Raw genomic sequence first — 22,858 nt, forward strand, 5'->3', positions numbered from 1 at the left:
GGCGCCGTGCCCCTTCGTTCGCACAAGGACACCGCGATGCTTCGATTTCACGACAAAGTGGTACTGATCACCGGCGCCGCCGCCGGCATTGGCGAAGCCACGGCGCGACGCTTCGCCGAAGAGGGCGCCCAAGTGGTGCTGGCCGACTGGAACCTGGCCAAAGCCCAGGCCGTAGCCGCCGAGCTGCCGGCCGAGCGCGTCCTGGCCGTGCAGGTGGACGTCTCGGACCTGGCGTCGGTGCAACGGATGGTCGAGGCCACCGTGGCGCGCTTCGGCGGGCTGGACGTGCTGGTCAACAACGCGGGCGTGCACATCCCTGGCACCACGCTTGAGACCAGCGAGGCCGACTGGCGCAAGATCGCTTCGGTTAACATCGACGGGGTGATCTTCTGCAGCAAGTTGGCCCTGCCGCACTTGATCGAGCGCCGCGGCAACATCGTCAGCACGGCTTCGGTGTCGGGTCTGGGCGGGGACTGGGGCGCGGCCTTCTACTGCGCCAGCAAGGGTGCGGTGGTCAACTACACCCGCGCACTGGCGCTCGACCATGGCGCCCAGGGCGTACGCGCCAATGCGGTGTGCCCGAGCCTGACCCGCACCGCCATGACCTGGAGCTGGGAGCAGTCGATCCGCGACAGGTTCAACGAACGCATTCCCTTGCAGCGCGAAGCCTTGCCGAGCGAAGTGGCTGCGGCGATCGCCTTTCTGGCCAGCGACGACGCCAGCTTCGTCAACGGCGTCAATCTACCGGTGGACGGCGGCGTGACGGCCTCGGACGGCCAGCCCAAGGTGTCCTGAGCGGCGAGTGGGGGCGTTGCATTGCGGGGCCGGCCGGGGCACCCTGGGCGCCCCTTCGCACTGGAGCGTCGCCATGGACATCGACACCCTTAAACAGCGCCTTGGCCGCCCTGCCACACGGCTGGTGGCCGGTGGCTTTCGCCCTACCGAGGGCGTCGACGAGAGCTGGCTGGGCCGTGTGTATCTCTTCGCGCCCGACGAAGACCTGCCTCTGGACGCCGCCGGCCAGCCCATGTTGCCCATCGCCCAATTCCACCTGCCCAGCCTGATACCGCCCACGCCTTCGCTCGACGGGGTGCGGGTACTGACGCTGTTCATGTCGCGACGCTTTCCCGAACCTTTCGAACCCATGGGCGACAACTGGCTGATCCGCGAGTATGGCGAGCACGACACGCTGGTGCGCAAGGCGCTGCCTGTCCCCGATTCACCGCTCAAGGCCTTTCCCGTCAAGCCCCACCCGGTCGAGCGTGATTGCCCGCTATGGGATGGCGGCGGCGTGCCGCTGGAGCTGGAGCGCGAAGTCCTGGCGCGGATGCGTGCGGGCGAGATCGAAAGCTATTACGACCTCACCACCCACTGCTACGAGCACAAGTTCGGCGGCTTCCCGTCGTTCTGCCAAGCCGGTGTCGAGCCGCAGGAGGGCTTCGAGTTCGTGTTCCAGGTGTCTTCCGACGCCAAGATCAACCTGAATGTGGTCGACAGTGGCAGCCTGCTGTTCTGGAGGCACCCGCAGTCGGGCGAGTGGGCGTTCTACTACGACTTCTACTGATGCCGCATGCGATCCCAGGCCGCTCTGCGCAGGGTGAGCCTTTCTCCTACACAGGCTTGAGACATCGCCCTGGACAGGGTCGCTTTCAGCGCAAGGCTTGTCGCGCGCGAACTACCGAAAGTTCAAAAAAGTGCCATGCTTTCAGGATGCCGTCGGACTGGGCGCGTGAAGACGCCGGCCGTCGGCAAGGAGGGCGACCGTGACCCACGCCACCGTGACGGGGCCGGACGCCGCAGCTGAACACCGCTAGGCGCTTGGCCATCGGAGGATGACAGCGCCTGGGTTGCCGAGGTTTGCTGTATGCCTGATCAATTGCACCACCTGCCCCTGATCCACCGCATCCTGGAACGTGAACGCCACACCCCAGGTGCTCTCTTGCCCATCCTTCACGCCATCCAGAACGGCGTGGGGTATGTCCCCGACGACGCCGTGCCCGCCATCGCCCATGCGCTCAACCTGAGCCTGGCCGAGGTGCGTGGCGTGATCAGCTTCTACCACGACTTTCGTACCACACCGCCCGCCCGCCATACCTTGCGCCTGTGCCAGGCCGAGTCGTGCCGCAGCCGCGGCGCCGAGACGCTGGCCGCGCAAGTGCGCGAGCAGCTGGGCGTGGACGACCACGGCACCACGGCCGATGGCGCGCTGAGCCTGCGGCCGGTGTACTGCCTGGGTGCCTGCGCCTGCTCGCCGGCTCTGGAACTGGACGGCCAGGTGCATGCACGCCTGACCCCCGAGCGCGTGCGCGAACTGGTCGACGGCTGCCTGACGGAGGTGACGGCATGAAGCTGTTCATTCCCTGTGACTCGCTGGCCCGTGCCGTCGGCGCCGACGCCCTGGCCGAGGCGCTGAGCCGTGAGGCCGAGCGCCGTCAGTTTCCGCTGACCGTCCAGCGCACCAGCTCGCGCGGACTGTACTGGCTCGAACCGCTGGTGGAGGTCGACAGCGACCAGGGCCGCCTGGGTTTCGGCCCGGTCGGCGCCGCTGATGCCGCCAGCCTGCTCGATGCGTTGACGGGCCATGCGGCCGAGCATCCCTTGGCCCTGGGCCCGGTCGAAGACATGCCCTACCTGAAGACGCAGCAGCGTCTGCTGTTCGCCCGCGCTGGCATCACCCGGCCGCTGTCCCTGGACGACTACCGCGCCCATGGCGGTTTCGAAGGGTTGTCCAAGGCGGCCCTGATGCCTGGCGAAGAGGTGGTGGCCCAGGTGCTCGACTCCGGCCTGCGTGGCCGTGGCGGTGCGGCGTTCCCTGCCGGCATCAAGTGGCGCACCGTGCGTGAGGCACGCGCCGAACAGAAGTACATCGTCTGCAACGCCGACGAAGGCGACTCGGGCACCTTCGCCGACCGCATGCTGATGGAGGGCGACCCGTTCCTGTTGATCGAAGGCATGCTCATCGCCGGCCTCGCCGTCGGGGCCAGCAAGGGCTACATCTATGTGCGTTCGGAATACCCCGATGCCGTGCAGGCGCTCAACGAGGCGGTGATCCTCGCCCGTGAGGCGGGCTATCTGGACAGCACCGGCCGTGGCGTCGCCTTCGACCTGGACGTGCGGGTCGGGGCGGGCGCCTACATCTGCGGCGAGGAAACCGCGCTGCTGGAGTCGTTGGAAGGCAAGCGCGGCATCGTCCGCGCCAAGCCGCCGCTGCCGGCGCTGCAAGGCCTGTTCGGCCAGCCGACCCTGGTTCATAACGTGCTGACCCTGGCCTCGGTGCCGACCATCCTGGCCCGCGGCGCGCCGTACTACCGTGACTTCGGCGTCGGCCGCTCGATGGGCACCTTGCCGTTCCAGCTCGCCGGCAACGTCCGCCACGGCGGGCTGGTGGAGCGCGCCTTCGGCCTGACCCTGCGCGAGCTGGTCGAAGGCTACGGCGGCGGCACCGCCAGCGGCCGACCGCTGAAGGCCGTGCAGGTCGGCGGCCCGTTGGGCGCCTGGGTGCCGCCGGAGCACTTCGACACGCCGTTGGACTACGAAGCGTTCGCCGCCATCGGCGCGATGCTCGGCCACGGCGGCGTGGTGGTCGCCGACGACACCCTGAACCTCGCCGGCATGGCCCGCTTCGCCCTGGCGTTCTGTGCCGAAGAATCGTGCGGCAAGTGCACGCCGTGCCGGATCGGCTCGACCCGTGGCATGGAGGTGGTCGATCGGTTGATCGCCAGCACCGACGCCGCCTACCGCGAAGACCAGGCCAACCTGCTGCGCGACCTGTGCGACACGATGCAGTACGGCTCGCTGTGCGCCATGGGCGGCATGACCGCCTACCCGGTCGCCAGCGCGCTCAAGCACTTCCCCGCCGACTTCGGTCTGGCCCCTCAGGAGGCTGTGCAATGATCCAGTATTTCGATCCCGCCAACGACGTCGACCTCGGCACGCCGGCGCGCCTCACCGACGTGCAGGTCAGCCTGGTCATCGACGGGCGCAGCATCAGCGTGCCGGCCGGCACCTCGGTAATGCGCGCCGCTGCCCTGATGGGCACCACCATTCCCAAACTGTGCGCCACTGACAGCCTGGAAGCCTTCGGTTCGTGCCGCATGTGCATGGTCGAAGTCGAAGGCATGCGCGGTTATCCGGCTTCCTGCACCACCCCGGTGGTCGAGGGCATGGTGGTGCGCACGCAGACCCCGCGCCTGGCCGACCTGCGTCGCAACGTCATGGAACTGTACATTTCCGACCATCCGCTCGATTGCCTGACCTGCTCGGCCAACGGCAACTGCGAACTGCAGACCGTGGCGGGGCAGGTGGGGCTGCGCGAGGTGCGCTACGGCTACAGCGGTGAGAACCACCTCAGCGAAGCCAAGGACGTCTCCAACCCGTATTTCGACTACGAGCCGAGCAAGTGCATCGTCTGTAGCCGCTGCGTGCGCGCCTGCGAGGACATCCAGGGCACCTTCGCCCTGACCATCACCGGGCGCGGCTTCGATTCCCGTGTGGCGGCGGCCGGCGGCGACGACTTCCTGACCTCCGAATGCGTGTCGTGCGGCGCCTGCGTGCAGGCCTGCCCGACCGCTACCCTGACCGAGAAGAGCCTGGTGCAGCTCGGCCAACCCGAGCGCGCGGTGATCACCACCTGCGCCTATTGCGGTGTCGGGTGCTCATTCCGCGCCGAAATGAAAGGCGATCAGCTGGTGCGCATGGTCCCCGACAAGCAGGGCGGCGCCAACCATGGCCATGCCTGCGTCAAGGGCCGCTTCGCCTGGGGCTATGCCACGCACCCGGACCGCATCACCAAACCGATGATCCGCAAAAGCCTGCAAGACCCTTGGCAGGAAGTCAGCTGGGACGAGGCGGTGACCTACGCCGCCAGCGAGCTGCGCCGCATCCAGCTCAAGTACGGGCGCGACTCGATCGGCGGCATCACCTCCAGCCGTTGCACCAACGAAGAAGCCTACCTGGTGCAGAAACTGGTGCGCACCGCGTTCGGCAACAACAACGTCGACACCTGCGCCCGGGTGTGCCATTCGCCGACCGGCTACGGCCTGAAACAGACCCTGGGCGAGTCGGCCGGCACGCAGAGCTTCGACTCGGTGATGAAAGCCGATGTGATCCTGGTGATCGGCGCCAACCCCACCGACGCCCACCCGGTGTTCGGCTCGCAGTTGAAGCGTCGCCTGCGCCAGGGTGCGCGCTTGATCGTCATCGACCCGCGGCGCATCGACCTGGTCGACTCGCCCCACGCCCGCGCCGAGCTGCACCTGCAACTGCGCCCCGGCACCAACGTGGCCATGCTCAATGCGCTGGCCCACGTCATCGTCACCGAAGGCCTGCTCGACCAAGCCTTCGTCGATGCGCGCTGCGAGACCGAAGCCTTCGGGCGCTGGCGCGATTTCGTCAGCCTGCCCGAACACGCTCCGGAACTACTCGGCCCGCTCTGTGGCGTACCGCCCGAACAGATCCGCGAGGCCGCGCGGCTCTACGCCACCGGCGGCAACGCCGCGATCTACTACGGCCTGGGGGTGACTGAACACAGCCAGGGCAGCACGGCGGTGATGGGCATCGCCAACCTGGCCATGGCCACCGGCAACATCGGCCGCGAAGGGGTGGGGGTGAACCCGCTGCGCGGGCAGAACAATGTGCAGGGCTCCTGCGACATGGGCTCGTTCCCCCATGAGCTGCCGGGATATCGGCACATCTCCAACGAAGCGGTGCGCAGCCAGTTCGAACAGGCTTGGGGCGTGACCTTGCAGCCCGATCCCGGCCTGCGCATCCCCAACATGTTCGAGGCCGCGCTGGACGGCAACTTCAAGGCGCTGTACTGCCAGGGCGAAGACATCGCCCAGAGCGACCCCAACACCCAGCACGTCACGGCGGCGCTGACCGCCATGGAATGCGTGATCGTGCAGGACATCTTCCTCAACGAAACCGCCAAGTTCGCCCACGTGTTCCTGCCGGGCAGCTCGTTCCTGGAAAAGGACGGCACCTTCACCAACGCCGAACGGCGCATTTCGCGGGTGCGCAAGGTGATGGAACCGATGGCCGGCAAGGCCGACTGGGAAGGCACCATGGCCCTGGCCAACGCCCTGGGCTACAAGATGGACTACCGCCATCCGTCCGAGATCATGGACGAGATCGCCCGCCTGACGCCTAGCTTCCATCGGGTCAGCTATGCCGAACTGGAGCGCCGCGGCAGCCTGCAATGGCCCTGCAACGACAACGCGCCGGACGGCACGCCGACCATGCACATCGAGCAGTTCGTGCGCGGCCAGGGGCGTTTCATGCTGACTGGCTACGTGCCCACCGACGAGAAGGTCAATAGCCGCTACCCGCTGCTGCTGACCACCGGGCGCATCCTCAGCCAGTACAACGTCGGCGCGCAGACCCGGCGCACCGGCAACAACGCCTGGCACGCCGAGGACCGTCTGGAGATCCACCCGAGCGACGCCGAGAGCCGCGGCATCGACGATGGCGACTGGGTCGGCATCGGCAGCCGCTCCGGGCAGACCGTGCTGCGCGCGCGGGTCAGCCAGCGGGTCGCGCCGGGGGTGGTGTACACCACCTTCCACTTCCCCGAATCCGGGGCCAACGTGATCACCACCGACAACTCCGACTGGGCCACCAACTGTCCGGAATACAAGGTCACGGCGGTGGAGGTGGCGAAGGTCTTTCATCCTTCGGAATGGCAGAAGCGCTACCAGCACTTCAGCGACGAACAGCGCCGCCTGCTCAAGGAACGGCGCCAGCGTGACACCACCGAAAATGCCGAGGTACGCCGATGAGAAACGACGACAACCTGGTCAAGATGGCCAACCACATCGCCCACTACTTCGATAGCGAGCCGGACCGCCAATTGGCCGTGCAGGGGCTGCGCCAGCACCTGCACAGTTTCTGGACGCCGGCGATGCTCAAGCAATTGGACGAGAAGGCGCAGGGGGAGGCTGCGCAAAGGCTCGACCCGTTGGTGGTCAGGGCCTTGCAGGTCTGAGGCGCAAGGCCGTGTAGGCGAATGCAGCGGGTGGCCGCAACCCCTGTCGTCCGCTGCCTTAGAATGCCAGTTTGCACCCGATCAGCAGCAGCATGCCGGCCAGGCAGGGGCGCAACACCGCATCGGAAATTCGCCCGGTCAAGTGGCTGCCCAGATAGATGCCGGGCAGCGATCCGAGCAGCAGATAGCCCAGCAGCGACCAGTCCATGTTGCCCATGCTGGCATGGCCCAGGCCGGCGACCAGGGTCAAGGGTACGGCGTGGGCGATCTCGGTGCCGACCAAACGGCGGGTGACCAGGAAGGGGTAGAGCAGGAACAGTGCCACCGTGCCCAGGGCGCCGGCGCCGATGGAGGTCAGCGTGACCATGATGCCCAGCACCACGCCCGTGACCACCGTGAGGATGTTCAACGCACGTTCGCTCAAGTGATAGTGGTCGCCCGCATGGCGGCTGGCGAAGGCTTGCAGGCGCGACTTGAACAGGATGGCCAGTGCGGTGAGGATCAGCACAGCCGCCAGGCCTTGCTTGATCACGGCATTGAGTGCCGAGGTGTCGGCGTGCAGGGTGCTGAGGAACCATAGGGTCAGCGCCGCCGCCGGCACGCTGCCCAGGCTCAGCCAGCCGGTGATCTTCCAGTCGATGTTCCGGTTGCGGCCATGTACCCAGACGCCACTGGCTTTGGTGATGGCGGCGTAGAGGAGGTCGGTGCCCACGGCGGTCGCCGGGTTGATGCCGAACCAGAGCAGGATCGGCGTCATCAGGGAGCCGCCGCCGACGCCGGTCATGCCGACGATGAAACCTACGATCAAGCCTGCGATGGTGAAACCGAAAGAACCTACATCCATACGTTACTCGACTGCCCAACTATGCCCGTTATCGGATGGCAGCCAGCATATAGATTGTTTTTATAGCGAAATAGACTTCTTGGTTATGAGGTTATAACCGTACCAATGCATGGTTATAGGCAACGCCTGGTGTGCCACGCTGCGTTCAATTGGCTTGCGACGGGGTGCGGCAGGGCATGCTCGGTGTACCGCTGGCCAGCGGGCCGCAAGCGGGGGCTACGGAATGCCACAGCCCCTTGCAAGCGAATTGAACACGTCACAGGCTCGCGCCTTCGGCAACGGGCGCGATCCTGTGACGTTGCCGGTCAGATCCGGAAACTGCCCACCAGGTGCTTGAGTCGCCCGGCCTGCTGGCTCAGGGCGTCGCAGTGGCGCAGGGTTTCGTTGAGGTTTTCCACGCCCTGCTGGTTGAGCGCGTTGATCTGGGTGATGTCCAGGTTGAGGCTCTCGACCACGGCGGTCTGTTCCTCGGTGGCGGTGGCCACCGACTGGTTCATGCCGTCGATTTCGCCGATGCGCGAGGTCACGCTGGCCAGGCGCTCGCCGGCCTCGTTGGCCACTTGCACGGTCTGTTCGCTGGACACCTGGCTGGCGTGCATGGTGTGCACCGCTTCGCGCGAGCCCACTTGCAGGCTGGTGATCATGCGGTGGATTTCTTCGGCCGATTCCTGGGTCCGGTGGGCCAGGTTGCGCACCTCGTCGGCGACCACGGCGAAGCCACGGCCGGCCTCACCGGCGCGGGCCGCTTCGATGGCGGCGTTGAGCGCCAGCAGGTTGGTCTGCTGGGAGATGCCCTTAATCACGTCGAGGATCTTGCCGATGTCGTCGGTGCTGGCGTTGAGCACTTCGATCTGCTGGCACGACTCGCTGATCTTCTGCGACAGGCTGGTCATGGCGCTGATCGCCTCGTCGACCACCTGGCGCCCGCCGTTGGCCTGCTCGCTGGCGCCACTGGCGTGTTGCGAGGCGTCGGCGGCGTTGCGGGCGATTTCCTGGGTGGCGGCGCCCAGCTCGTTGATCGCCGCGGCCACGCTGTTGGTGCGCATGCTCTGCTCTTCCGAGCCGGAGATCGAGGCGTTCGACGAATTGACCACCTGTTCGGACAGGTCATGCACCTGGCGCGTTGCCGAGGCCACTTCGCTGATCGAAGTATGGATACGCTCGACGAAACGGTTGAACGACTCGGCCACTTCGCCGAACTCGTCCCGCTGTTGCACCTCCAGACGCCGGGTCAGGTCGCCTTCGCCATCGGCGATGTCGCGCATGGCGCGGCCCATGACGGTCAAAGGGCGCATCAGCACCGGGATCAGCAAGCCCAGCAAGGCGATGATGGCGACCACCGCCACGAGCATGGCGATGATGGCCGAGGTGCGGAACTTGCCAAGGGCCGCGTAGGCCTTTTCCTTGTCGATCGACAGGCCGATATACCACTGCGCCGACGGCAAGCCGCTGACCGGGGCGAAGGTGATCAGGCGCTCGCTGCCGTTGAGGGCGACGTCCTGCAATTTGTCGTTGAGGGTCAAGGCGCCGGTGTAGATGTCCTTGAGGTTCTTCATCACCAGGGTCTTGTCGGGGCTGACGATGACCTGGCCTTCGCGATCGACCAGGAAGGCGTGGCCGATGCCGCCGAAGTCCACGGAGTTGATGATTTCCACCAGGGTGTCGAGGGTCAGGTCGCCACCGACCACGCCCAGCAGGTCGTTGCTGGTTTTGCTCTTCACCGGTGTGGCGATGGTCACCACCATGCCGCCCACGGCGCCTTCATACGGCGGCGTCAGCACGGTCTGGCCGGCCTGGGCCGCGGCGCCGTACCAGGGGCGCTTGCGCGGGTCGTAATCGGCCGGCATGGTCACGTCGGGGCGCTGCGTGAACACGCCGTTGGCCTGGCCCACATAGGTGAAGAGGAAATTGCGCGTATAGGAGGGCTGGTCGACCAGACCGCCCAGGTTGTCGCCGGCGCCTTGCTGGGCGATGTCCTGGGCCAGGTTCTCCAGCACCAGGATGCGGCCGCTCATCCAGTTCTGCACACTGCTGGCGGTCAGGGCGCCGGACTGGCGCATCGAAGTTTCCAGATTCTGCGTGATGGTATTGCGCTGCAAATAATCGTTGTAGAGCGTGAACAATGCGAACGCGAGGACCACGATCGCGCACGCGCTCAGGAGAATCTTGTGGCGAAACTTCAGGTTCATGTTTCGAGACCTTGCCATTAAAAGGGAGGAGCCGCGCAACGGCGCGCGGGCAGTGCCTGTCAGCTCGCTATCGGCATGCCGTGACATTGTCTGAGAGGCCGGCGCACAAGACTTTATCGTCAGGCGACGAACGGTCAAGCCCTGCTTTGGCGAGGCCTGCGGTTTTGTCTATCGGTCGTTTCTGCGAAGGGTGCGAAACGCCCGACGAGGGCTGGTCGTAGCGGCTGTGCAGGTGAATAATCGCGCAGCTGTTCCCATACACTTTGCAACTGTTACGGTATCCTTAAGCCGGCGCTGCGCCAGACAAGAACAATGAAACTCGTGACCCGAGAGTCCGCCCCATGACCAACCTGTTGCTCTACCAGCGAATCGCCCAGCAATTGGCCGAAGACATTCGCCGCGGTGTCTACCAACCGGGCGAGCGCGTGCCCTCGGTGCGCAAGATGAGCGCCCAGCTCAATGTCAGCCATGCGACGGTGTTGCAGGCCTACGCCAACCTCGAGGACCAAGGCCTGATCCGCGCCCGTCCGCAGTCCGGCTACTACGTGCACCAGACCCCGGCGCTGACCGCGCCCACACCGGACATAGCCCGGGTCGAACGGCCGGGGCTGGTGACGCGGGCGAGCATCATCCAGCAAGTGCTGGCCGAAGCGCGGCGCGATGGGGTATACGCGTTCGGGGCCGCCGTGCCGCATGTCGACTACTTGCCGGTACGTGCCTTGCACCAGCAATTGGCCAAGGTCACGCGCTTTCACAGCCCGCGGGCCTTCAGCTACATGTTCAGCCCCGGCTTCGAACCGCTGCGCCGGCAGATCGCCATTCGCATGCGCGATGCCGGAGTGCTGGTCGACCCTCGGGAGGTGGTGGTCACCCATGGTTGCGTGGATGCGCTGCAGATGGCCCTGCGCGTGCTGACCCGCCCCGGCGATCTGATCGCCGCCGAGTCGCCGACCTACTATGGATTGTTGCAGCTGGCCGATCTGCTGGGCTTGAAAGTCATCGAGATTCCCAGCGACCCCTCCACCGGCATCAGCCTGGAAGCCTTGCAGCTGGCGGCCAACCAATGGTCGATCAAGGCCCTGGTGCTGACCGCGCGCCTGAGCAATCCGCTGGGCGGCACCATCCCCGAAGAGCGGCAGAAGCAATTATTGCGTCTGGCCTCGGACTTCGACATCCAGATCGTCGAGGACGACATCTACGGCGAACTGATGTTCGAGCAAGGTCGTACCAAGGCCTTGAAGGCGTTCGACCGCCTGGACCGCGTCATCTACTGCTCGAGTTTTTCCAAAACCTTGTCGCCGGGCGTGCGGGTAGGGTGGATGATTCCGGGACGCTATCAAGACGAGGTGCAGCGCTTGCAGACCTTCACCACCCATTCGGCGTGCAGCGTGACGCAGATGGCCGTGGCGTCCTATTTGGAAAACGGCGGTTACGACCGCCATCTGCGCTACATCCGTCAGGAATACCGCAAGAATCTCAGCGCTTACCAACTGGCCGTACAACAGCATTTTCCGGAGGGGACGCAGATGACGCGGCCTACCGGCGGCTTCATCCTGTGGGTCAGCCTGCCGGGGCGGGTGAACACCCAGGAGCTGCATGTGCGGGCGCTGGAGCAGGGCATCAGCATCGCGCCCGGCCTGATTTTCAGCAACACCGAGCAATTCAACCACTGCATCCGCCTCAATTGCGGTATTCCATGGAACAACGAGTCCGAGCGCGCAGTCATTACCCTGGGCCTGCTGGCCCAACAGCTATGCAAGGAGGCCGCCGGCACGCTGTATCGTTCGCTATCTGAAACCTCTTGAGAACAACCGGGCTGCTTCATGCGGTGCAGCCGGGTTTCGAGGCTTTGCAAGTGGGGCGTAGGCTTGTCAGGCAGTTGGGTAAAGTGGAGCATGTCCACATCGCTATCACGGTATGGTTGCCGATGGAAATTCTACGTCGTATCGCATTGGTGCTTCTGTTGGCACCGCTTGGGTTGACCATGCACAACGCGCAGGCGGCGCAGTCGTCGGCGCCGCCAGCGAGCGGTGCGGCGTCTTCGAGCGCAACGCCTGCCAAGGCGGCTGACAAGCCTTCGATCAAGACCAAAGCCAAGGCCAAGAAGCCAGTCAGGAAGAATCGCACGGCAGCCAAAGCCGCTGCGAAGGACGCCCGTACTACCGTGTCCGACCGAATCGATTTGAGTTTGCCTAAAGATATGGTCAAACAGCTCAAGCCTGAGGTGGACACCTCGCCGACGGCGAAAACCGTACAAACGCCGCTGCTGCCTGCCATGTTCCCGGACACGCCCAGTAGCAACGACAGCAGCTTCCAGCTCAATGGGCGTCTGATCAGCAACGAAATGCAATTACAATTGCGCAACGACAGCCGCCGCGATCTCGAAGGCGCCGCCATCGAGTTTCAGTTCCGTCAGTAGGCCAACTGCCCTCAACATGAACCTGCCGAACTGACTGCTCGGTCACGGCAGGTTATTGCCGGCCGGTAATTTCAAACGTTCGTTTGAGCCGCTACTATCCAAGCCACGCTTGCCATTTTTTCCAGGAGTTCGACCGTCCATGAATTGTCGTGAGGGCTGCGGCGCCTGCTGCATTGCCCCCTCTATCAGTTCCGCCATTCCCGGCATGCCCGACGGCAAGCCGGCCGGCGTGCGCTGCCTGCACCTTTCCGTGGTCAACTTGTGCGGCCTGTTCGGGCTGCCCGAGCGGCCCACGGTATGCGGTGGGTTCAAGGCCGAGGCTGATGTCTGCGGCACTGACCGGGAAGACGCGATCAGGATCATCGGCTGGTTGGAGAAAGTCACGGCGGCGTAAGCGAGTGGATCATCGACAATAAGGAACAACATGATGAGATCGATCAAGCGTATTGCTCTGCTGTGTAGCGTCGGCGCGTTGCTGGCGCCCCTGGCCCAGGCGCAAACCTGGCAGGTCGCCAAGGACGAGGAGGGGATCAAGGTTTCGCTGAGTGAAGTGGCCGGTTCCAAGTACAAGGCCTACAAAGGGGAAACGCTCATCAAGGCGCCACTGGCCAAGGTGCTCGCCGTGCAGGAAGACGTCGCCGGCGCCTGTGCCTGGGTGCATGAATGCAAGATGCAGAAGCTGCTCAAGCACGAGGGTGACCAGACCTGGACCTATACCCAGTTCAACACGCCCTGGCCGGTCACCCCACGCGACTCGGTCTTGCGCATCACCACGTCCAAAGGCGCCGATGGCAGCGTGACCCGAAACATCGAAGAAGCGCCTACGTTGCTGCCGGAGGAGAAGGGCTTCGTGCGTGTGGCGCAAGTGGAAGGATTCTGGAAGATGGTGCCGGAGGGCGAGGGCACCCGCGTCACCTATCAAGTCCACACCGAGCCAGGTGGTAGCGTGCCTTCGTGGTTGGCTAACAAGTTCGTGGTCGATGCACCGTTCAATACCCTCAAGCACCTGCGTGAGCGCGTCGAACGGCCTTAAACGGCCGGGCAACGAAAAAGCCGGAGCCCTCGTCGGGTTCCGGCTTTTTCGTTTGGCCCGCGTTGACGGGCCAGCGAGGCTGAAGACAGCTTAGGTGCGGTCGTTCAGGTCGGTGATGTCGCGTTTTTGCTCGCCGGTGTACAGCTGGCGCGGGCGACCGATCTTGTACGGGCTCGAGAGCATTTCCTTCCAGTGGGAAATCCAGCCGACGGTCCGCGCCAGGGCGAAGATCACGGTGAACATGCTGGTCGGAATGCCGATGGCCTTGAGGATGATCCCCGAGTAGAAATCGACGTTCGGGTACAGCGAGCGCTCGATGAAGTACGGATCGGTGAGGGCGATCTCTTCCAGGCGCATGGCCAGCTCCAACTGCGGATCGTCCTTGATGCCCAGCTCGCGCAGCACTTCGTCGCAAGTCTGTTTCATCACGGTGGCGCGCGGGTCGCGGTTCTTGTAGACGCGGTGGCCGAAGCCCATCAGCTTGAACGGATCGTTCTTGTCCTTGGCCTTGGCGATGTAGGTGTCGATGTTCGAGACATCGCCAATCTCATCGAGCATGGTCAGCACGGCTTCGTTGGCGCCGCCGTGTGCCGGGCCCCACAGCGCGGCGATGCCGGCGGCGATACAGGCGAACGGGTTGGCCCCGGAAGAACCGGCCAGGCGTACGGTGGAGGTGGAAGCGTTCTGCTCATGGTCGGCGTGCAGGATGAAGATGCGATCCATGGCCTTGGCCAACACCGGGCTGATCGGTTTGATCTCGCACGGGGTGTTGAACATCATGTGCAGGAAGTTTTCGGCGTAAGTCAGGTCATTGCGCGGGTACATCATGGGCTGGCCCATGGAGTACTTGTAGACCATCGCGGCGAGGGTCGGCATTTTCGCGACCAGACGCACAGCGGAAATTTCCCGGTGCTGCGGGTTATTGATGTCGAGCGAGTCGTGGTAGAAGGCCGACAGCGCGCCGACCACACCGCACATCACGGCCATGGGGTGGGCATCGCGGCGGAAACCGTTGAAGAAGGTTTTCAACTGCTCGTGAACCATGGTGTGGTTCTTGACGTTGCTGACGAACTTGGCTTTCTGCTCGGCGTTGGGCAGTTCGCCGTTGAGCAGCAGATAGCAGGTTTCCAGGTAATCGGATTTCTCGGCCAGTTGCTCGATGGGGTAACCCCGGTGCAACAGCACGCCTTTATCACCGTCGATGTAGGTGATCTTCGACTCGCAGGCGGCGGTCGCCATGAAGCCTGGGTCGAAGGTGAAGTGGCCGGATGCCCCCAACCCGCGGACGTCAATGACATCTGGACCCACGGTGCCGGTTAAAATCGGCAGGTCGACGGGGGCAGTGCCCTCGATGATCAACTGCGCTTTTTTGTCAGCCATGTGGCCTCCTATTAATGCTTGAAATCATCTGACAGACCCCCCACGCAGGGCCCGCACCACTATAGAGGGATAAATTCATATGTCAATTTGCCTAAAGGCTGCTTGAAACCTCGCTCAAGCCTTGTTTTTTCAGGGATTTCCCGCCCGTTTACGCCTTTTGCGGGCAGATGGCAATGCGCTCTTTGGGCGAGCCCCTCACGTTGTCATGAGCAGCCTAACTGTCTATACTCGGCAGCCGACTCCCAAGGGCTTTCCCTGGCCCGCTTCGATGGGTGTCGTGCTCTCTGAATGGTGGGTACCTGACCAGTACACTTACCAACAACTTTGCCCTGCTTGCTAGGGGCTCTTCAGTGTGAAAAAAGCCGTGAAAAGCCAACGACCTGTAAACCTAGACCTAAGGACCATCAAACTCCCCATCACCGGCGTAACGTCATTTCTTCACCGCGTCTCCGGCATCATTCTGTTCCTCGGCCTGGGCATCATGCTTTATGCATTGTCCAATTCGCTCGAGTCGGCAGATGGCTTCGACGAAGTGAAGGCATACATGACCAGTCCGCTGGCCAAGTTCGTGGCGTGGGGCCTGCTGTCTGCCCTGCTGTATCACCTGGTTGCCGGCGTGCGCCACTTGATCATGGACATGGGCGTCGGTGAAACGCTGGAAGGCGGAAAGCTGGGCTCGAAAATCATCATCGCCATTTCCGTGGTGCTGATCGTGCTGGCAGGAGTTTGGATATGGTAACCAACGTCACGAACCTTTCGCGTTCGGGCCTCTATGACTGGATGGCGCAGCGTGTTTCTGCGGTCGTTCTCGCGGCTTATTTCATTTTCCTGATCGGATACCTCGTCGCGCACCCGGGCATCGATTATGTCCAGTGGCACGCGCTGTTCTCCCACAATGCGATGCGTATCTTCAGTCTGCTCGCCCTCGTGGCCCTCGGCGCTCACGCCTGGGTCGGCATGTGGACCATCGCCACCGACTACCTGACGCCGATGGCGCTGGGCAAATCGGCCACGGCGGTACGTTTCCTGTTTCAGGCGGTCTGCGGCGTCGCGATGTTCGCGTACTTCGTCTGGGGTGTACAGATTCTCTGGGGTATCTGATCCATGGCTAGTGTTCCTACTATTTCCTTCGACGCCATCATCATCGGTGGTGGCGGCGCCGGCATGCGCGCAGCGCTGCAGCTGGCCCAGGGCGGTCACAAGACTGCCGTGATCACCAAGGTCTTCCCGACCCGTTCGCACACCGTGTCCGCCCAGGGCGGCATCACCTGCGCCATCGCCTCGGCCGACCCGAACGACGATTGGCGCTGGCACATGTACGACACCGTCAAGGGCTCCGACTACATCGGCGACCAGGACGCGATCGAGTACATGTGTCAGGAAGGCCCGGCCGCGGTGTTCGAGCTGGACCACATGGGTCTGCCGTTCTCGCGTACCGAAACCGGCCGCATCTACCAGCGTCCGTTCGGCGGTCAGTCCAAGGACTTCGGCAAAGGCGGCCAAGCGGCCCGTACCTGCGCCGCGTCCGACCGTACCGGCCACGCGCTGCTGCACACGCTGTACCAGGGCAACCTGAAAGCCGGCACCACGTTCCTCAACGAGTACTACGCGGTCGATCTGGTGAAGAACCAGGACGGCGCCTTCGTCGGCGTGATCGCCATCTGCATCGAAACCGGCGAAACCCTGTACATCAAGGCCAAGGCCACCGTACTGGCCACCGGCGGCGCAGGCCGTATCTACGCTTCGACCACCAACGCCCTGATCAACACCGGCGACGGCGTCGGCATGGCGTTGCGTGCAGGCGTGCCGGTGCAGGACATCGAAATGTGGCAGTTCCACCCGACCGGCATCGCCGGCGCCGGTGTGCTGGTCACCGAAGGGTGCCGCGGTGAAGGCGGTTACCTGATCAACGCCCATGGCGAACGCTTCATGGAGCGTTACGCGCCGAACGCGAAAGACCTGGCCGGCCGCGACGTGGTCGCCCGTTCCATGGTCAAGGAAATCATCGCCGGCAACGGCGTGGGCCCGAACAAGGACCACGTACTGCTCAAGCTCGACCACCTCGGCGAGGAAGTGCTGCACAGCCGCCTGCCAGGCATCTGCGAGCTGTCCAAGACCTTCGCCCACGTCGACCCTGTGGTCGCGCCGGTCCCGGTCGTTCCAACCTGCCACTACATGATGGGCGGTGTGGCCACCAACATTCACGGCCAGGCCATCACCATGGACGCCGAGGGTGTCGACCACATCATTCCGGGCCTGTTCGCCGTGGGTGAAGTGGCGTGCGTATCGGTCCACGGTGCCAACCGCCTGGGCGGCAACTCGCTGCTCGACCTGGTGGTGTTCGGTCGTGCCGCCGGTCTGCACCTGGAGAAGGCGCTCAGCGAAGGCATCGAGTACCGCGACGCCAGCGACACCGATGTCGACGTGGCGCTGAACCGTCTGGCCAAGCTCAACGAGCGCACCACTGGCGAAGACGTGGCAACCTTGAAGCGCGAACTGCAAAGCTGCATGCAGAACTACTTCGGTGTGTTCCGCACCGGCGAGTACATGCAGAAGGGCATCGCCCAGCTGCAGGATCTGCGTGAACGAATCGCCAACGTCAAGATCAATGACAAGTCGCAAGCGTTCAACACCGCGCGTATCGAAGCGCTGGAACTGCAGAACCTGCTGGAAGTTGCCGAAGCTACCGCCATTGCGGCCGAAGCGCGTAAAGAGTCCCGCGGCGCCCATGCCCGCGAAGACTTCGAGGACCGCGACGACGAGAACTGGCTGTGCCACACCCTGTACTACCCGGGTGAGAAGCGCGTAGCCAAGCGCGGCGTCAATTTCGCGCCGAAGACCGTACCGGCCTTCGAGCCTAAAGTCCGGACTTACTAAGAGGTGGCCGACATGTTGAAAGTTGAAGTGTATCGCTACAACCCGGATACCGATTCGGCGCCGAAGACTCAGGTGTTCGACGTCGACACCGGCGGTAAGGACTTGATGGTGCTGGACGTTCTGGCGCTGATCAAAGAACAGGACGAAGGTTTCTCCTACCGCCGTTCCTGCCGCGAAGGGGTCTGTGGCTCCGACGGCATGAACATCAACGGCAAGAACGGCCTGGCCTGCATCACGCCGCTGTCGGCCGTGGTCAAGGGCAACAAACTGGTGGTTCGCCCACTGCCCGGCCTGCCCGTGATCCGCGACCTGGTCGTGGACATGAGCATCTTCTACAAGCAGTACGAGAAGGTGAAGCCGTTCCTGCAGAACGACACGCCGGCGCCGGCCATCGAGCGCCTGCAGTCGCCTGAGGAGCGCGAGAAGCTCGACGGGCTGTACGAGTGCATCCTGTGCGCCTGCTGCTCCACGTCGTGCCCATCGTTCTGGTGGAACCCCGACAAGTTCCTCGGCCCGGCCGCCTTGCTGCAGGCCTACCGCTTCCTGGCCGACAGCCGCGACACCAAGACCCAGGAGCGCCTGGCGTCCCTTGATGACCCGTTCAGCGTGTTCCGCTGCCGCGGGATCATGAACTGCGTGAACGTCTGCCCTAAAGGTCTGAACCCGACCAAGGCGATCGGCCACGTACGCAACATGCTGCTGCACAGCGGCACTTGATTCAGCAGTAGATGCAACCGCAAGACACCAACGTGCGGACCGCAAGGCCCGCACCGAGGTGAAACTCGGGCAAGAGCTGACAAAGCTCGCGCTCTTACCTATGAAGATATGAGACCAGCAGGGGCTTCCGGGCTGGTACCCGGAAAATCTGCAGGATCTTCGGTAGCGTGGTTCGGCCGCGGTATTGGGCTTTTCCACGAACATCGAGGCGCTTGCCGATCAGTCCCCTAACCGAGGGTGACCAAGCATGCAAGAAAGCGTGATGCAGCGCATGTGGGATAGCGCCCACCTTTCAGGTGGTAACGCTGCATATGTGGAAGAGCTCTACGAACTCTACCTGCACGACCCTAACGCTGTGCCAGAAGAGTGGCGCACCTACTTCCAGAAGTTGCCCGCCGACGGCAGCACCGCTACCGACGTATCGCACTCGACGATCCGCGACCATTTCGTGCTACTGGCAAAGAACCAGCGCCGCGCCCAACCGGTTTCCGCCGGGAGCGTGAGCAGTGAACACGAGAAGAAGCAGGTTGAAGTACTGCGACTGATCCAGGCCTATCGCATGCGCGGTCATCAGGCTGCCAAGCTCGACCCCTTGGGGTTGTGGCAGCGTCCCGTGCCCGTAGACCTGTCGATCAATCACTACGGCTTGACCAGTGCCGACCTCGATACGACCTTCCGTGCCGGCGACCTGTTCATCGGCAAAGAGGAGGCGAGCCTACGCGAAATCCAGGAGGCCTTGGAGAAGACATATTGTCGCACCATCGGCGCCGAGTTCACCCACATCGTCGATTCCGAGCAGCGCAGCTGGTTCCAGCAGCGTCTGGAAAGCGTGCGTGGCCGTCCTGACTTCTCCGCCGACGTGCAGGCCCACCTGCTCGAGCGCGTCACCGCCGGCGAAGGCCTGGAGAAATACCTGGGCACCAAGTACCCAGGCACCAAGCGCTTCGGCCTGGAAGGCGGCGAGAGCCTGATCCCGATGCTGGACGAAATGATCCAGCGTTCCGGCTCCTATGGCACCAAGGAAGTGGTCATCGGCATGGCCCACCGCGGCCGCCTCAACGTGCTGGTCAACACCTTCGGCAAGAGCCCGCGCGAGCTGTTCGACGAGTTCGAAGGCAAGAAGATGAACGAGCTGGGCTCGGGTGACGTGAAATACCACCAGGGCTTCTCCTCGAACGTGATGACCAGCGGCGGCGAAGTCCACCTGGCCATGGCGTTCAACCCGTCCCACCTGGAAATCGTTTCGCCCGTGGTCGAAGGTTCGGTGCGCGCCCGTCAGGACCGCCGCAACGACAAGACCGGCGACAAAGTGCTGCCGATCTCCATCCACGGCGACGCGGCCTTCGCCGGTCAGGGCGTGGTGCTGGAAACCTTCCAGATGTCGCAGACCCGCGGTTTCAAGACCGGCGGCACCGTGCACATCGTCATCAACAACCAGGTCGGCTTCACCATCAGCAACCCGCTGGACTCGCGTTCCACCGAGTACTGCACCGACGTTGCCAAGATGATCCAGGCGCCGATCCTGCACGTGAACGGGGACGACCCGGAAGCGGTGCTGTTCGTCACACAACTGGCCATCGACTACCGCATGCAGTTCAAGCGTGACGTGGTCGTCGACCTGGTCTGCTACCGCCGTCGCGGCCACAACGAGGCCGACGAACCGAGCGGCACCCAGCCGCTGATGTACCAGCAGATCACCAAGCAGCGCACTACCCGTGAGCTGTATGCCGAGAAGCTGATCCAGGCCGGCCGCATCGATGCCGAGCGCGCCCAGGCCAAGATCGACGAGTACCGCAACGCGCTGGACAACGGCCTGCACGTGGTCAAAAGCCTGGTCAAGGAGCCGAACCGCGAGCTGTTCGTCGACTGGCGTCCGTACCTGGGCCATGCCTGGACCGCGCGCCACGACACCCGCTTCGACCTCAAGACCTTACAGGACCTGTCGGCCAAGCTGCTCGAGCTGCCGGAAGGCTTCGTCGTGCAACGCCAGGTGTCGAAGATCTACGAAGACCGTCAGAAGATGCAGGTCGGCGGCTTGTCGATCAACTGGGGCTACGCCGAAACCATGGCCTACGCCACCTTGATCTTCGAAGGCCACCCGATCCGCATCACCGGTCAGGACGTGGGCCGCGGCACCTTCTCGCACCGCCATGCGGCGCTGCACAACCAGAAGGACGCCAGCACCTACCTGCCGTTGCAGAACCTCTATCCGGGCCAGCCGAAGTTCGACCTCTATGACTCGCTGCTGTCGGAAGAAGCGGTCCTGGCGTTCGAATACGGTTACTCGACCACCCAGCCCAACGCGTTGGTGATCTGGGAAGCGCAGTTCGGCGACTTCGCCAACGGTGCGCAAGTGGTGATCGACCAGTTCATCACCAGCGGCGAGCACAAGTGGGGCCGTCTGTGCGGTCTGACCATGCTGCTGCCGCACGGCTACGAAGGGCAGGGGCCGGAGCACTCCTCCGCGCGTCTGGAGCGCTACCTGCAGCTGTGCGCCGAGCACAACATCCAGGTCTGCGTGCCGACCACGCCAGCGCAGATCTACCACCTGCTGCGCCGTCAGGTCATCCGTCCGCTGCGCAAGCCGCTGGTGGTGCTGACGCCCAAGTCGCTGCTGCGCCACAAGCTGGCCATCTCGACCCTGGAAGATCTGGCCGAAGGCTCGTTCCAGACCGTGATCCCGGAAATCGACACCTTGGACCCGTCCAAAGTCGAGCGCATCGTGCTGTGCAGCGGCAAGGTCTATTACGACCTGCTGGAAAAACGCCGTGCCGAAGGCCGTGAAGACATCGCCATCGTGCGTCTGGAACAGCTGTATCCGTTCCCCGAAGACGACCTGGTCGAGATTCTGGCGCCGTACACCAACCTCAAGGCCGCCGTGTGGTGTCAGGAAGAGCCGATGAACCAAGGCGCCTGGTACAGCAGCCAGCATCACATGCGTCGCATTCTGGGTCGCCACAACCAGGCACTGACCCTCGAATACGCCGGCCGTGACGCTTCTGCCGCGCCTGCCTGTGGTTACGCTTCCATCCACGCCGAGCAGCAAGAGAAATTGCTGAACGCCGCGTTCACCGTCTAACGCTTCGCGCACTGAAACCGAATTTAAGGAAACACTGCTAATGGCTATCGAGATCAAAGCCCCAACCTTCCCGGAATCGGTCGCCGACGGCACCGTCGCCACCTGGCACAAGCAGCCGGGCGACGCCGTCAAGCGTGACGAACTGATCGTCGACATCGAAACCGACAAGGTGGTCCTGGAAGTACTGGCCACCGCCGATGGCGTGATGGGTGACATCGTCAAGGGCGAGGGCGACACCGTCCTGTCCGACGAAGTGCTGGGTTCGATCGTGGAAGGCGGCGCCGCAGCGCCTGCCCCTGCGGCCGCCGCTGCACCGGCTGCCGCGCCAGCCGCCGCTGGCAGCGATGCCGGCGAAGACGACCCGGTCGCCGCACCTGCCGCACGCAAGCTGGCCGAAGAGAACGGCATCGACCTGGCTACCGTTTCCGGTACCGGCAAAGGTGGCCGCGTGACCAAGGAAGACATGGTCGCCGCCATCGCCAACAAGAAGTCCGCGCCGGCCGCAGCGCCCGCTGCCAAGCCTGCTGCCGCCGCTGCCCCGGTCGTCGCCGCCGCCGGTGACCGCACCGAGAAGCGTGTGCCGATGACCCGCCTGCGTGCCAAGATCGCCGAGCGTCTGGTCGAAGCACAGTCGAACATGGCCATGCTGACCACCTTCAACGAAGTGGACATGACCGAAGTCATGGCCCTGCGCTCGAAGTACAAGGACCTGTTCGAGAAGACCCACAACGGCGTACGCCTGGGCTTCATGTCGTTCTTCGTCAAGGCTGCCACCGAGGCGCTCAAGCGCTTCCCGGCCGTCAACGCCTCGATCGACGGCAACGACATCGTCTACCACGGCTTCGCCGACGTCGGTGTGGCCGTGTCCAGCGACCGTGGCCTGGTGGTGCCGGTATTGCGCAACGCCGAATCCATGAGCCTGGCCGAAATCGAAAACGGCATCGCCACCTACGGCAAGAAGGCCCGTGACGGCAAGCTGTCGATCGAGGAGATGACCGGCGGCACCTTCACCATCACCAACGGTGGTACCTTCGGTTCGATGATGTCGACGCCGATCGTCAACCCACCACAAGCCGCGATTCTCGGCATGCACAACATCATCCAGCGTCCCATGGCGGTCAACGGCCAAGTGGCCATCCGCCCGATGATGTACCTGGCGCTGTCTTACGACCACCGTCTGATCGATGGCAAGGAAGCCGTGACCTTCCTCGTCACCATCAAGAACCTGCTCGAAGATCCGTCTCGCCTGCTGCTGGACATCTAATCCCCGAGCTGCCCGCCGCACACTACAAGCTTCATGTAGAAGCCTGTAGTCTTGCGGCCTGTGGCTGGTAGCTA

Annotated in this window: 19 protein-coding genes and 1 pseudogene; 16 read left to right on the forward strand and 4 right to left on the reverse strand. The window is 63.8% G+C overall.

All coding sequences use genetic code 11. The annotated features are described in order from the left end of the window. The first annotated feature begins 36 nt into the window (after positions 1–36). The 6 genes from B4M43_RS02265 (at position 37) to B4M43_RS02290 (ending at position 6,982) form a co-directional block, all read left to right on the forward strand. Positions 37–795: an SDR family NAD(P)-dependent oxidoreductase gene (locus B4M43_RS02265; protein WP_296263786.1), complete on the forward strand. Its 759-nt coding sequence runs from the start codon at positions 37–39 to the stop codon at positions 793–795. A gap of 73 nt (positions 796–868) precedes the next feature. After that, on the forward strand, positions 869–1,564 hold the full coding sequence (locus B4M43_RS02270; protein WP_296263789.1) for a hypothetical protein: 696 nt from the start codon (positions 869–871) through the stop codon (positions 1,562–1,564). Between the two features lie 300 nt (positions 1,565–1,864). Then, positions 1,865–2,347: a formate dehydrogenase subunit gamma gene (locus B4M43_RS02275; protein ID WP_296263791.1), complete on the forward strand. Its 483-nt coding sequence runs from the start codon at positions 1,865–1,867 to the stop codon at positions 2,345–2,347. Further along, positions 2,344–3,894 (forward strand): formate dehydrogenase beta subunit, encoded by a 1,551-nt coding sequence (locus B4M43_RS02280; protein WP_296263792.1) that lies wholly within the window; start codon positions 2,344–2,346, stop codon positions 3,892–3,894. The genes B4M43_RS02275 and B4M43_RS02280 overlap by 4 nt, the downstream gene beginning before the upstream one ends. Continuing rightward, positions 3,891–6,776, forward strand: a complete 2,886-nt coding sequence (gene fdhF / locus B4M43_RS02285) for a formate dehydrogenase subunit alpha (protein WP_296263795.1) — start codon at positions 3,891–3,893, stop codon at positions 6,774–6,776. Before B4M43_RS02280 ends, fdhF begins: the two co-directional genes overlap by 4 nt. After that, on the forward strand, positions 6,773–6,982 hold the full coding sequence (locus tag B4M43_RS02290) for a formate dehydrogenase subunit delta (RefSeq protein ID WP_296263797.1): 210 nt from the start codon (positions 6,773–6,775) through the stop codon (positions 6,980–6,982). The genes fdhF and B4M43_RS02290 overlap by 4 nt, the downstream gene beginning before the upstream one ends. Before the next feature lie 58 nt (positions 6,983–7,040). On the opposite strand, the gene B4M43_RS02295 is transcribed toward B4M43_RS02290, so the two are convergent. From B4M43_RS02295 to B4M43_RS21070, 3 genes and pseudogenes are all read right to left on the reverse strand, one after another. After that, entirely contained in the window at positions 7,041–7,826 is a 786-nt protein-coding gene (locus B4M43_RS02295) for a sulfite exporter TauE/SafE family protein (protein ID WP_296263799.1), read from the reverse strand. A gap of 305 nt (positions 7,827–8,131) precedes the next feature. Beyond that, positions 8,132–8,872, reverse strand: a complete 741-nt coding sequence (locus B4M43_RS21065) for a methyl-accepting chemotaxis protein (protein ID WP_413048418.1) — start codon at positions 8,870–8,872, stop codon at positions 8,132–8,134. 117 nt (positions 8,873–8,989) lie between these two features. Beyond that, positions 8,990–10,102 (reverse strand): annotated as a pseudogene (locus tag B4M43_RS21070) (HAMP domain-containing protein); the annotation flags it as partial. A gap of 254 nt (positions 10,103–10,356) precedes the next feature. Here B4M43_RS21070 and B4M43_RS02305 point away from each other — a divergent pair. The 4 genes from B4M43_RS02305 (at position 10,357) to B4M43_RS02320 (ending at position 13,467) form a co-directional block, all read left to right on the forward strand. Then, complete coding sequence (locus B4M43_RS02305) at positions 10,357–11,820, forward strand: PLP-dependent aminotransferase family protein (RefSeq protein ID WP_296263803.1); 1,464 nt, start codon at positions 10,357–10,359, stop codon at positions 11,818–11,820. Next, positions 11,817–12,434, forward strand: coding sequence for a hypothetical protein (locus B4M43_RS02310; RefSeq protein WP_349681645.1), 618 nt, complete (start codon positions 11,817–11,819; stop codon positions 12,432–12,434). The genes B4M43_RS02305 and B4M43_RS02310 overlap by 4 nt, the downstream gene beginning before the upstream one ends. 139 nt (positions 12,435–12,573) lie before the next feature. Further along, positions 12,574–12,828 (forward strand): YkgJ family cysteine cluster protein, encoded by a 255-nt coding sequence (locus B4M43_RS02315; protein WP_296263805.1) that lies wholly within the window; start codon positions 12,574–12,576, stop codon positions 12,826–12,828. Positions 12,829–12,861: 33 nt separating this feature from the next. After that, the gene (locus B4M43_RS02320; RefSeq protein WP_296263929.1) at positions 12,862–13,467 is read left to right on the forward strand and encodes an START domain-containing protein; all 606 of its coding nucleotides are present in this window, start codon (positions 12,862–12,864) and stop codon (positions 13,465–13,467) included. Positions 13,468–13,557: 90 nt separating this feature from the next. On the opposite strand, the gene gltA is transcribed toward B4M43_RS02320, so the two are convergent. Then, entirely contained in the window at positions 13,558–14,847 is a 1,290-nt protein-coding gene (gltA, locus tag B4M43_RS02325) for a citrate synthase (RefSeq protein ID WP_296263807.1), read from the reverse strand. Between the two features lie 352 nt (positions 14,848–15,199). Here gltA and sdhC point away from each other — a divergent pair, with 352 nt between their 5' ends. The 6 genes from sdhC to odhB all read left to right on the forward strand — a co-directional run bounded on the left by sdhC (position 15,200) and on the right by odhB (position 22,784). Then, positions 15,200–15,586, forward strand: coding sequence for a succinate dehydrogenase, cytochrome b556 subunit (gene sdhC, locus B4M43_RS02330; protein WP_296263809.1), 387 nt, complete (start codon positions 15,200–15,202; stop codon positions 15,584–15,586). Beyond that, a complete protein-coding gene (sdhD, locus tag B4M43_RS02335; protein ID WP_119142975.1) occupies positions 15,580–15,948 on the forward strand; it encodes a succinate dehydrogenase, hydrophobic membrane anchor protein in 369 nt (122 codons plus the stop codon). The genes sdhC and sdhD overlap by 7 nt, the downstream gene beginning before the upstream one ends. A 3-nt stretch (positions 15,949–15,951) precedes the next feature. After that, positions 15,952–17,724 (forward strand): succinate dehydrogenase flavoprotein subunit, encoded by a 1,773-nt coding sequence (gene sdhA, locus B4M43_RS02340; RefSeq protein ID WP_296263812.1) that lies wholly within the window; start codon positions 15,952–15,954, stop codon positions 17,722–17,724. Between the two features lie 12 nt (positions 17,725–17,736). Then, positions 17,737–18,441, forward strand: coding sequence for a succinate dehydrogenase iron-sulfur subunit (locus tag B4M43_RS02345; protein ID WP_296263814.1), 705 nt, complete (start codon positions 17,737–17,739; stop codon positions 18,439–18,441). 247 nt (positions 18,442–18,688) lie between these two features. After that, positions 18,689–21,520: a 2-oxoglutarate dehydrogenase E1 component gene (locus B4M43_RS02350; RefSeq protein WP_296263816.1), complete on the forward strand. Its 2,832-nt coding sequence runs from the start codon at positions 18,689–18,691 to the stop codon at positions 21,518–21,520. Positions 21,521–21,560: 40 nt separating this feature from the next. Then, a complete protein-coding gene (odhB, locus tag B4M43_RS02355; RefSeq protein ID WP_296263818.1) occupies positions 21,561–22,784 on the forward strand; it encodes a 2-oxoglutarate dehydrogenase complex dihydrolipoyllysine-residue succinyltransferase in 1,224 nt (407 codons plus the stop codon). Positions 22,785–22,858: the final 74 nt, after the last annotated feature.

The sequence above is a fragment of the Pseudomonas sp. UBA6562 genome (genome assembly GCF_002434265.1).
Lineage (GTDB): Bacteria > Pseudomonadota > Gammaproteobacteria > Pseudomonadales > Pseudomonadaceae > Aquipseudomonas.